This window comes from Robiginitalea myxolifaciens, assembly GCF_900115205.1.
Classification (GTDB): Bacteria; Bacteroidota; Bacteroidia; order Flavobacteriales; family Flavobacteriaceae; genus Robiginitalea; species Robiginitalea myxolifaciens.
Window position 1 is genome coordinate 731,306 of sequence record NZ_FOYQ01000002.1, and the last position, 12,066, is coordinate 743,371.

The following is a 12,066-nucleotide window of genomic DNA, read 5'->3' on the forward strand; positions in this document are numbered from 1 at the left end:
CCCTAGCGGGGATACTCGAAGACTGTAAAGACCAATTCAAGCGGATTGAGTCCTTCGAGCAACGCGGGTACCCAGTTATCGCCCAACTCCAGATAAAGCTCCGCAAAATTGCGATTGCGTTCCTGCAGCCCCTGTCCCGGAAAAAGATCATTCTGTAATTCAACCATCCGGTTTACCTGATCTTTTAATTTCCGCTTTTGCGCTTTTAACAGCCGTTTTTCGAGGTGATCCAGGCCATTGAGCTGTTTCTTTTCCTGTGCGCGAACGGCCCCGAGAAAAGATGGATCGGTCTGAGCAGCCAATTCATGCATGGCTTCGAATTGCTCTTTCAGGTGCTTGCGCTGCGGGCTAAAGTCGATATCAATATTGGAAATCTGCCTGATTTTGCGGTTAATCAGGGTATTTTGTTTCTGGAAAAGCTCCTGGATACTCAGATTCAACTTACCAGCCTTCTGGACCTTCTTGTCAGAAATAAACAGGGCCGAATTTCTCAGGAGCAAAATAGGAAACGGGATCGCACTCTTTTTGAAATACCCGTGAAGCTCAAGCCAATAGGCAAGCTCTCCCCCTCCACCGATATAGCAGAGGTTAGGCAAAATCACTTCCTGATATAAGGGCCGTGTAATCACATTTGGGGAATAGCGTTCGGGGTGCTCCTCAAGATCGGCAAGTAATTCCTCCTTGCTAAAGGAAATCGAAGTATTGAGCACGCCATACTGTTCTCCCTCTTTCACGATGCGTTCCCGACTGCCCTCAGTTAAATAGAAGAGGTTGATTTCTCGGGGGTTTACCTGAATGGGATAATTCTGATCTACTTTCCCCAACGCCTCAGCATCCCGGCTAACGGTGTCATAGGCCATGTGCTCCAGCAGATCCTGGCGCATATGCGGGATAAATAATTTCTTCAGTGCTGGCCGGTCTGCATCGATAATGACGAGTCCCTCAGGACCGAAGAGTTCATTGACCAGATAGCGGGTGGCGGACGCCAGGTCCATATCCTTCAGGTAAGCCGATGTAAATAATTCCCGAAGGCGATCGGCAGCTTTGCCCTGGCCCAGCTCTCCGGAAAAGGCCTCAAGCACAGCCTGCAGCCCATCGGTATCCATCCGGCCAACGGCTCCGCCACTAGGGCGATTCCACCGGAATTCCTTCCCCGTGAAATTGAAATGGTTGATCTCCTCGAAATCGTGATCCTCCGTTGCCATCCAGTAAACCGGCACAAAGTTATATTGCGGATAGGCCTCACGCAATCGCCGGCACAACCCAATAGCCGTGGCTATCTTATAATGGAAATACAGCGGTCCAGTAAATAGGTTCAGCTGGTGTCCGGTAACTACGGTGAATGTTTTGGAATCCGATAGGGACTCAATATGAAGCAGGGTCTCTTCGCTAACCTTTAGCTCCCGATACTGATCCTGAAGTTCGCGAACCAATACCTCCCGATGTTCCTGGGGAAAACTGCCTTGCTTTTCTTCGCATTGCGCCTCAAATTCTGCTAAGGCAGGAAAACGGTTATAGAAGGGTTTCAGGGAAGCCTTGCGATCCAGGTAATCGGCAATCAATCCAGAGAAATAACCGGTGTCTTGGTAGGGAATTTTGTGCAGCTGCATCGAAGTGGTTAACCTGTCAAAGATAAACAGCCCTAAGATACGGCCTTTTAAAAATTTCGTTAAGATCAAAAAGTCGTGATGAATCCTTAGTTTTGAATATGAAAAAATTCCTACTACTCTTCCTCTCGCTGACGCTGGCGTCCGCACAGGCACAGGACCTGCAGTCCCCTGCAGAATTTTTAGGCTATGAACTGGGTACAAAGTTTACCCCGCACCATCGGGTGATGGATTATTTCGAACACGTAGCTCAGGCGGAACCTGCAAGGGTACAACTGAAACAATACGGGGAGACCTATGAGGGTCGTCCGCTAGTGATCGCAACACTCTCCACCTCGGAGAATATGAGGAATTTAGAGGCTATTCGATCCGAACATTTGAAAAGCCTGGAAGGCAGTGGGCAGGCCGATAAAGCGGTAGTCTGGCTCAGTTATAATGTCCACGGAAACGAAAGCGTAAGCACGGAAGCCTCCATGGAAACGATCTATCTCCTGCTTACCGAAAAAAGTAATTACCTGGATAATACGGTGGTGCATATAGATCCCTGCATTAATCCGGATGGGCGCGACCGTTATGTGAACTTTTACAAACAGTTTCGCAACACTCCTTATAATGTAGACCCGAATAGCAAGGAACACCACGAAGGCTGGCTCAGCGGGCGCGCCAACCATTATATGTTTGATCTGAACCGGGATTGGGCGTGGTTGACGCAGGTGGAAAGCCAACAACGTCTTAAGGCTTATAATCGATGGATGCCGCATATCCATGTCGACTTTCACGAGCAAGGCGTAGATGCCCCGTATTATTTCGCACCAGCAGCAGAACCCTATCACGAGGTAATCACCCCCTTCCAAAGAGATTTTCAAGGCACCATTGGTAAAAATCACGCCCGGTATTTCGATGCCAATGGTTGGTTTTACTTTACCCGGGAAGTCTTTGACCTGTTCTATCCGAGCTACGGGGATACCTATCCCACGTATAACGGAGCCATAGGGATGACTTATGAACAAGGTGGAAGTGGACGCGCAGGCCTGGCCGTACTCAATTCAAACGGAGATACCCTGAGCCTGAAGGATCGGATTGCCCACCATCGCACAACGGGTCTGAGTACCGTCGAAGTTGCCGCTTCCAACCATACCCAGCTCAATGAAGAATTCAGAAAATTCTACGGGCAGTCCAAACCCTATGAAAACAAGACCTACGTCTTGAATGGTAATGACGACCAAATCGCCGCCCTGGCTCAACTGCTACAGGCTCATGAGATTGAATTCGGGCAGGGACGCTCGGGAAGCATCCGGGGCTTTAATTACAGAACCGGGAGTAGTGGAAATCAGACAGTGAGCTCCAAAAGCCTGGTAGTACCGGGAAATCAGACTAAGAGTACCCTGGTGAAGGTCCTGTTCGAACCCGATGCCAAGCTGGTCGATTCCCTGACTTATGATATTACGGCCTGGTCACTGCCCTATGCCTATGGCCTTGAGGCTATGGTTACCGAATCCCGCATTGCCATGGACACCTATTCCCCTGATGCAAGTACTAGCAGCGCTATAACTGCAGGGGCTTATGCCTACCTCGGAGACTGGAACAGCATGAAAGACGCACGCTTTCTTTCCAGCATCCTGCAGCAGGGTATTCGCGTAAGGCGTGCCCTGGCTCCGTTTGATCTGGAAGGAAATCAATGGGAACGCGGAACCCTGATTATTACCCGTTCCGACAACGCACGGGTGGAAAATTTTGAAGCCATCCTCAGCGCTGCGGTCCAGGAACATGAAAAACCCCTTACTTCAGTAAGCACTGGATTGGTCAATGGAGGTAAGGATTTTGGATCCCGCTATGTTCAGATGATCCCAGACACCAAAATTGCGGTACTAACCGGAGATCCAACCTCAACCCTGCGGTTTGGAGAGGTCTGGCATTTCTTTGAACAACAGCTGAAGTATCCCGTTAGCGTGCTCGATGCCTCCTACATTGACCGCGTATCCCTGGACGACTACGACGTACTCATCCTGCCCGATGGTTGGGGTTATCGCGGATTTCTGAATGAAGGAAGGAAAAAGGCAATGGTGGAATGGGTTCGTAAAGGGGGACGGTTGATCGCAATGGGCGGTTCACTGAGTGCCCTGGGCGGAGAAGGAGGTTTTGGCATTTCAGCCACCGAAGGCAGTCCTAACGACGGGGACCCCCTGCAATCTTTTGAAGCGTCCCGCAGGGATCGTATCAGCAGCGCCATTACCGGGGCAATCTTTAAAGCGAAGGTAGATCCCACCCACCCCCTGGCCTTTGGATATGGGTCGGATTATTTTACCCTCAAGGTCAACGGCGGCGGATTTGCTTACCTCAAAGGTGGTTCCAATGTGGTTACCCTGGGTAAATCCCCGAAACCAGTGGCAGGTTTTGCCGGAAGCAGAGCGCTGACTCAACTTCCTGAAAGTCTGATTTTTGGAATGGAGTATTCCGGAAGGGGCTCCGTGGTATACTTTGCAGACAATCCCTTGTTTCGCGGATTTTGGGAAGGCGGAAAACTCTTTTTCGCCAACGCCCTTTTTATGGTCGATTAATTCAGGAGGAAGCCAGCGTTTCCAGGGCACTGATGAAATGATCCAATTCACCGGTAGTGGTGAATACATTGGGCGTAATACGACATCCGTGTACCCCGGCACCGTCAATAGCCACGGTAAATACGCCGTGTTCCTCCAACAAGCGTTTGGCCAGATCAGCGGGTTTGATGCCCGCAATACCCACATTGGCAATTCCACAACTGCGGTGTTCATCCTCGGGGGTATTGATGATGATCCTATCTCTGCCACGCAAAGGGGTTGTCCAGTACCGTTGCAAATACCGCATGCGTTTTTCTTTGCGCTCCAATCCCATAGCCTCCAGATAATCGAGGGCGGCTCCAACGGCGAGATCTGTGTGAACCGGGTGGGTTCCCGTATGATTCAACCTTCGAATATCTCCGGGTTCCGTGGGGTGTTCTGCCAACAGGGGCCAGATTTTATCGATGTGTGACTTGCGCACATACAGCAGGCCGGCTCCCAGTGGTGCAGCCAGCCATTTATGAAGGCTTGAGCCGTAATAATCGCAGTCGAGTTCGCGCATGTCAACAGGGATGTGCCCCACGCAATGCGCGCCATCCACCATTACTTCCACACCTTTACTGTGTGCCATGTCACAGATTTTTCTAATGGGCAGAATCTGACCGGTAATATTGATCATGTGGCATACCATTAGCAAGCGCGTTTTAGGCCCGATCGCATTTTCGTATACCTGGACAATCTCCTCATCGGATTGTGGATGTAACGGAACGCTTACTTTTCGATTGACTATTCCACGGCGGCGGGCGACTTGCTCAAATTGCATTTGCATGGCCCCGTAATCCTGCTCTGCATAAACGGCCTCATCCCCGGGTTCCCAGGGGAAGCCCGAGATGATCATATCTAACGATTCCGTTGTATTGCGGGTAATAGCCAATTCACCAGGGTCACAATTGACCAATCCCGCCAGGCGAGCCGCAACGGCATTTTTATTGTTCCATTGCACCGTCCGCATGTAATAGGAACCCTCGTAATTCACCATACGAATTTTCTCCAGGTGGGCCTCCAGAGTTGGCACAGGGATGATATTGTAGTAACCGCTTTCCAGGTTGATGTAATCGGGCTTTAGACGGTAATGCCCCCGAATTTCCTCCCAGTAGTCTTCCTCTCCGCTCTTCCCTGGTTCCAATTGGCTTAAAACCTGTAGGTTAACATCATGCCTCAGGGAGGAACCCTGAGCAGTTGCCTGAGCAGTTAAAGCAGGCCAGATAAAACTTGCACCCAGAGCTCCCCTGCCTGCTGTTTTTAAGAATTCACGCTTGTCCATATGCTACTAAAGGTATTAAATGCGCAGCAAAATTTGTATCTTTAATGGTCTTTAACGACGCACTAAATATTCACCGCTATGAAGAAATTATTAGGCCTTTGCACATTGTTCGTGCTCGCTAACATTATCCCTGTTCATTCACAGGAAACCAGTGCTGACGACTTTCGGCAATTTCGCGGGGAGGTAGTCGACGCTGAGACCGGAGATCCCCTGGTCTTTGCAACCCTGGCCTTAACTGCTGAAAATATAAGTACGGTCACAAATTCCGATGGTAAATTCCTGCTGAAGGTTCCCAATGACATTACTACGGGTACGCTGAGTATCTCCTTTCTCGGCTATACTTCCAAATCAATGGCCCTGGAGGATTTACAGGAAAACAACAACCGTATTGCCCTAAATGTCAATGTACTGAATCTGCCCGAAGTAGATGTGGTTGTTCCGGCCAATGCCACCGTGCTGGTCAAGGAAACGCTGCGAAACCGAGGTAATGTATACTACGATGAGCCTTTGACCATGACCGGCTTTTACCGGGAGACGATCCGAAGAAGAAGACAGAATGTTTCCCTTGCCGAAGCAGTAGTAAACATTTACAAAGCGCCCTATACCGCTAATCGAAGGGATGCCGTGGAATTGTATAAAGCGCGAAAGAGCACCGATTATAACAAATTAGACACCGTAGCCCTGAAATTGCAGGGCGGCCCCTATAATGCCCTCTTTGTAGATATCATGAAGTATCCGGAGTATCTTTTTGCCCAGGAGTACATCGATGATTACGACTTTTATTTCGAGCGAAATACGCGAATAGACGATCGGCTGATCTTCGTGATAGGATTTAAGCAAAAGCCTGAAATCGAGGAACCGCTGTACCAGGGCAAATTGTTTATCGATGGGGAAAAACGCATTTTGACCAGTGCTATCTTCTCTTTGAACATCAACAACGAGGAATTGGCCAGCCGGATGTTTGTCAGGCGAAAACCTGCCAATGCCGAGGTAACTCCAACAGAAATCGCCTACAGGGTCGATTATCGAGAGAAAGATGGGCGCTGGTATTACGGTTACAGCAATGCCATGCTGGAGTTCAAGGTAGACTGGGACAAGAAATTATTCAATTCCATCTACAGTCTGAGTCTGGAGATGGCGATTACGGACTGGGAGCTCAACCCGGAAGGGGATATTCCCCGTTATCGGGACCGGCTTAAATCCTCGATTATCCTCAGTGATGAGGCAGTCGGTTTCTCCGATCCGGATTTTTGGGGAGCGTATAATATCATTGAGCCGGATAAATCCATAGAGTCGGCTATTCGTAAGATACAACGACAACTGCGGCGTGAGCAACGCCGGGAACAGGCGCGATAATCCAGTTATGAACAAATGTTCATAATTGAGGTTAATAACCTGTAAATTAGTTTCTTGTCTATTTTTTGGCAAATTCGGTCTGATCGTCTACTTTCAACAATGTAATCAAGTAAGGGTATCCGGTCCAAGGATGCAGAGAAAGGTTACTGTGAAATTGACGTTCTTTCATATCGTTGTCTAATCCCGGAAATAGCTTAAAAAGGTCAAACTTTTAAAGTGAACGCTGTGGAGGAGCCCTTTCAGGAGGCCGTTGTTTCCTGGAAGCTGGTGGGAACTTATGCGCTACATGGATAACCCCGGTTAGCTGTGCAGGACAAAAGAACCGGCCAACGAGAAGAAATTAGAGGTAGTGGAGAAGCATTAGTGAAACTAAGACCTGTAATTTTAAACGTCAAATAGCCCAAAGGCAAGATTGCAAAATCGGCGCCAACCGCGAAAGCAACCGGCGATTCCTGAAGGTTATTTCGAAAGCCATGTCAACGCCATTCGCGCGATGAGATGGCTTTCTCTTTTTTGTATATTTGCTCCGCTTTTAAGACAACCTTTTTTCATGGCAAAAATACGATACACCCGTACCGACGAGGCGCCAGCCCTGGCAACCGCATCCTTCCTACCAATTGTTCAGGCCTTCGCACAGAGCGCTGGTATAGAGCTCGAGCTCCGCGATATAAGCCTGGCAGGACGGATCCTGGCAACCTTTCCGGACAATCTCACCGAAGAACAACGGGTGTCGGATGATTTGGAATTCCTGGGGCAACTGGCCAAAGAATCGGAAGCCAATATCATAAAATTGCCAAATATCAGTGCCTCCATCCCACAACTGGAAGCAGCGATCTCGGAACTGCAAGCCAAAGGTTACGCCATCCCGGACTATCCGGCAGAGCCACAGAATGAGGAGGAGAAAAAAATCAAAGCGCGATACGATAAAATAAAGGGAAGTGCGGTGAACCCCGTGCTCCGCGAAGGAAATTCGGACCGGCGTGCGCCTAAGCCAGTCAAAAACTTTGCGCGCAAAAACCCACACAGCATGGGTGCCTGGTCGGCAGATTCCCAAAGTCATGTGGCGACTATGGGGCAGGGAGATTTTAAGTCGAACGAAGTATCCCGCACCCTGGATCAGGCAGGTTGCCTGCGAATCGAATGGGTTGGAGTGGATGGCACCTCCAAAACGCTTAAGGAAAGTGTCCCGGTATTGGCGGGGGAAATCGTCGATGCCAGCGTCATGGAAAAGGACGCCCTCCTGGCATTCCTTTCTAAAGAAATCGCCGATGCCCGTGAACGCGGTTTGCTTTTCTCGGTTCACCTGAAGGCTACCATGATGAAAGTTTCGGACCCGATTATTTTCGGACATGTGCTGCGTTCGTACTTCAAAGCAGTGTTTGAAACCTATGGGGAAACGCTTCAGAACCTAGGGGTAAACGCCAATGATGGCCTTGAAAGTTTGCTTGCTGACTTGGAGCAACTACCGGAAGACAAGGCAAATGCCATCCGGCAGGCCATTTCCGATACGCGTGCTTCAGGACCTTCCCTGGCCATGGTTAATTCTGATAAGGACATTACCAACCTGCATGTTCCCAGCGATGTGATCATCGATGCCTCTATGCCAGCTATGATCCGAAATTCGGGTAGAATGTGGAATGCAGACGGGAAGGCTCAGGATACCAAGGCCGTGATTCCCGACAGCAGCTACGCCGGGGTTTATCAGGCAACCATAGAGGATTGCAAGAAAAACGGTGCGCTGGATCCGCGAACCATGGGCACCGTGCCCAATGTAGGTTTGATGGCTCAGAAAGCCGAAGAATACGGCTCTCATGACAAAACCTTTGAAATCCACGCTCCTGGAAAAGTACAGGTGGTTCATACGGCCACGGTTGAAGTAATCATGGAGCACACTGTAAATGCGGGCGACATCTGGAGAATGTGCCAGGTTAAAGACCTGCCGATCCAGAATTGGGTTTCCCTGGCGGTTGAACGTGCCGAACTCTCTTCGACTCCAGCGGTATTCTGGCTGGATGCTGAGCGGGCCCACGATCGCGAACTGATCGCTAAGGTGAATCAATATTTACCAGAGGAAAAACGCAAAGCTTTAGACATCCGAATCCTATCCCCCGAAGCTGCCACCCACTACACCCTGGAACGAATTCGGCAGGGAAAAGACACCATCTCCGTAACCGGAAATGTTTTGCGGGATTACCTCACCGATCTATTTCCGATTTTGGAAGTGGGAACCAGTGCCAAGATGCTATCGATTGTTCCACTGATGAACGGCGGAGGCCTCTTCGAAACCGGCGCAGGGGGTTCTGCACCAAAACACGTAGAGCAATTCCTGGAGGAAGCCCATTTACGTTGGGATTCCCTGGGGGAATTTATGGCCCTGGCCGTATCCCTGGAGCATTACGGACAGAAGAATAACAGCCCTGCAGCCATAGCGCTGGCCGGAGCCCTGGATGAAGCCACGGAAAAGTTTCTGGAAGAAAACCGGTCTCCTTCCAGAAAGGTAGGGGAACTGGATACGCGTGGCAGCCATTTTTACCTGGCGCGCTACTGGGCAGAAGCCCTGGCTTCTCAGCAAGAGCATGTCGATCTCGCCGACCGCTTTGCCCCTATTGCTGAGGGATTGGTAGGCCAGACCCCTAAGATACTGGAGGAACTCCTGGAAGCCCAGGGAAGTACCCAGGACCTGGGAGGGTACTATCTGCCCGATCCGGATAAAGTATCCCGGGCCATGCGACCGAGTCATACGTTCAATACCATCCTCGCCCAGCTTAACTAGGCAGGAATTTACCGAACATAGCAGTACTCCCAGGGTAATTCCCTATTTTTAGGAAAAAGAATTGCATGGGGCACAAACGCTTTTGGGTTCTTCCAACCCTACTGATATGTTGCGTATTTCAACTTGCAGCGCAGCAACGATACACATTAAGCGGAACAGTTTACGAGGCAGGATCCAACGAGACCATGATCGGGGTAAACATCATTGTTCCCGAATTGCAAACCGGCGCGGTTACTAACGAATATGGATTCTTTTCCCTTTCCCTCCCGGAAGGAAGCTATGAGGTAGTCGTTCGTTTTCTGGGGTATTCCGATATCCGCCAAACCATCAATTTCAATGCCGACCGACGCCTGGATTTCAACCTCGTTGAAGAAGCTGAGCAGTTAGAGGAAGTTGTAGTAACCGATGATGCCACCCGCCTGGATATTCGCCAGCCCCAAATGAGCGTGAATACCCTCAAGGTAGAGACGATCAAAAAAATCCCCGTAGTCCTGGGGGAAGCCGACGTAATTAAATCCTTAATCCTCCTCCCGGGGGTTACCAATGCGGGAGAAGCATCCTCCGGTTTCAATGTGCGGGGAGGTGCAGCAGATCAAAACCTAATCCTGCTCGATGAGGCGGTGATATTTAATTCCTCCCACCTCTTTGGCTTCTTCTCGGTATTCAACCCGGATGCGATCAAAGATGTTAAACTATTCAAAGGCGGTATTCCGGCTCGTTATGGCGGTCGGGTTTCCTCCGTTCTCGAGATTTTCCAGAAAGAAGGAAATTCCAAAGAATTCCATATGAATGGCGGAATTGGAGCCGTAGCCAGCAGGCTACTCGCCGAAGGTCCTATTGTAAAGGACAAAGCCGCTTTCCTGGTTGGAGGAAGGGCTTCCTACGCCCACCTTTTCCTCCCCTTGTTTGATATTGACAACAGGGCCTACTTCTATGACCTGAACACCAAATTCAATTACCGGGTAAACGAACGCAACAGCCTCTTCTTGTCGGGCTATTTTGGTCGGGACCTGTTCAGCATCAATGATTTATTTGTAAATACCTACGGGAATGCCGTGGTAAACTTCCGGTGGAACCACTTGTTTTCGGATAAACTCTTTTCCAACCTCAGCTTAATTTACTCCGATTACTATTACGGGTTGGAACTGGATTTTGTAGGCTTCGAATGGGATTCAGGCATCAGGAATTTTAACCTGAAGTACGACCTGAAACACTATATCAATGATGGCTTGCAAATCAATTACGGGCTCAACAATATCTATTACGTCTTTAACCCGGGAAAGATCACGCCGAATTCTCCGGAATCCGGGATCGTAGAAGAGCAGCTGACCCAGAAATACGCCAACGAAAATGCGATCTATGTAGACGTAAACCAGGAGATCAGCCCGAAACTCAATGTGAACTACGGTCTTCGGGTAAGTCAGTTTAACCGGTTGGGACAGGATGAGTTTTTTGTGTATGAAAACGACAATCCGGTAATATTTAATCCTTTTAGCCTGGTTTATCAGGAAGCGACCCCGATTGACACCCTCAGTGCAGACCGCTTTCAGACCCTGGAAAAATTCCTGAACCTGGAACCCCGCGCTTCCGTTTCCTACGCCTTTAACGACAGGACTTCGGTAAAGGCCAGCTACACGCGAATGGCCCAGTACCTGCACCTGCTCTCAAACACCAATTCGCCTACCCCGCTGGACGTCTGGACCCCTAGTGGCCCGTATACCAAACCACAACTTATCGATCATTACGCCGTTGGCTATTTCAGGGATATCGGCCAGGGGAAGTACAGTCTGGAAACCGAAGTGTTTTACAAGGAAGTCCAAAATCGGATAGATTATATCGACGGGGCTAACCTGATTGCCAATAACGCCATAGAGCAGGTAATTCTCAACGGTGAGGCTCGTGCTTATGGTTTGGAATTCCTCCTGAGGAAAAATGAAGGGCCTTTAACGGGTTGGATTGCCTACACCCTGGCAAAATCGGAGCAACGTACGCCTGGTCGCACTACCCTAACAGCTACCGGAATTGAAGTTGAGGAAACCGGAATAAATTTCGGGGACTGGTATAACACGCCATTTGATAAACGTCATGATATTGCCGTTTATGGTAACTATGAACTCAATGCCAAATGGAGTTTTAATACCAACTTTATTTATCAAACCGGCCAACCTACCAACTATCCGATTGGTCAATTTCAGTTCGAAGGCCTGGTGGTCCCTTACTTTGGTCTGAGAAATCAGGAGCGCCTGCCGGATTACCACCGATTGGATATTGCGGCTACCCTTACCCCGAAACGGAAACCGAATCGGAAAGTACAGGGTGAATGGGTCTTCAGCATCTATAATGTTTACAACCGCATGAACGCCGCTTCGATCAATTTCCGACAAAATCAGGATACCGGTCGCAATGAAGCGGTGCGTACTTCGATATTCGGAATTGTACCCTCTGTGACCTATAATTTTCGATTCTAAG

The 12,066-nt window shown here is 49.5% G+C and carries 6 protein-coding genes; 4 read left to right on the top strand and 2 right to left on the bottom strand.

Annotation, left to right across the window (positions count from 1 at the left end):
* Positions 1–2 precede the first annotated feature (2 nt).
* Positions 3–1,610, bottom strand: a complete 1,608-nt coding sequence (gene bshC, locus BM318_RS11220) for a bacillithiol biosynthesis cysteine-adding enzyme BshC (RefSeq protein WP_092982694.1) — start codon at positions 1,608–1,610, stop codon at positions 3–5.
* A gap of 98 nt (positions 1,611–1,708) precedes the next feature.
* On the opposite strand from bshC, the gene BM318_RS11225 reads away from it, so the two are divergent.
* Positions 1,709–4,165, top strand: coding sequence for a M14 family zinc carboxypeptidase (locus BM318_RS11225; RefSeq protein WP_092982695.1), 2,457 nt, complete (start codon positions 1,709–1,711; stop codon positions 4,163–4,165).
* A 1-nt stretch (position 4,166) separates the two neighbouring features.
* Here the strand turns inward: BM318_RS11225 and BM318_RS11230 are convergent, their stop codons facing one another.
* A complete protein-coding gene (locus BM318_RS11230; protein WP_092982696.1) occupies positions 4,167–5,468 on the bottom strand; it encodes an aminotransferase class V-fold PLP-dependent enzyme in 1,302 nt (433 codons plus the stop codon).
* 78 nt (positions 5,469–5,546) lie between these two features.
* Here BM318_RS11230 and BM318_RS11235 point away from each other — a divergent pair, with 78 nt between their 5' ends.
* The 3 genes from BM318_RS11235 (at position 5,547) to BM318_RS11245 (ending at position 12,065) form a co-directional block, all read left to right on the top strand.
* On the top strand, positions 5,547–6,824 hold the full coding sequence (locus BM318_RS11235; RefSeq protein ID WP_092982697.1) for a carboxypeptidase-like regulatory domain-containing protein: 1,278 nt from the start codon (positions 5,547–5,549) through the stop codon (positions 6,822–6,824).
* Between the two features lie 550 nt (positions 6,825–7,374).
* Positions 7,375–9,597, top strand: coding sequence for an NADP-dependent isocitrate dehydrogenase (locus tag BM318_RS11240; RefSeq protein ID WP_092982698.1), 2,223 nt, complete (start codon positions 7,375–7,377; stop codon positions 9,595–9,597).
* A gap of 65 nt (positions 9,598–9,662) precedes the next feature.
* Positions 9,663–12,065, top strand: a complete 2,403-nt coding sequence (locus BM318_RS11245) for a TonB-dependent receptor (RefSeq protein ID WP_092982699.1) — start codon at positions 9,663–9,665, stop codon at positions 12,063–12,065.
* The last annotated feature ends 1 nt before the right edge of the window (position 12,066 follow it).

Excerpts from the sequence above, each read along its gene's own strand:
- bshC (WP_092982694.1), bottom strand. The coding sequence starts at position 1,610 with ATGCAGCTGCACAAAATTCCCTACCAAGACACCGGTTATTTCTCTGGA.
- BM318_RS11225 (WP_092982695.1), top strand. The coding sequence starts at position 1,709 with ATGAAAAAATTCCTACTACTCTTCCTCTCGCTGACGCTGGCGTCCGCA.
- BM318_RS11230 (WP_092982696.1), bottom strand. The coding sequence starts at position 5,468 with ATGGACAAGCGTGAATTCTTAAAAACAGCAGGCAGGGGAGCTCTGGGT.
- BM318_RS11235 (WP_092982697.1), top strand. The coding sequence starts at position 5,547 with ATGAAGAAATTATTAGGCCTTTGCACATTGTTCGTGCTCGCTAACATT.
- BM318_RS11240 (WP_092982698.1), top strand. The coding sequence starts at position 7,375 with ATGGCAAAAATACGATACACCCGTACCGACGAGGCGCCAGCCCTGGCA.
- BM318_RS11245 (WP_092982699.1), top strand. The coding sequence starts at position 9,663 with ATGGGGCACAAACGCTTTTGGGTTCTTCCAACCCTACTGATATGTTGC.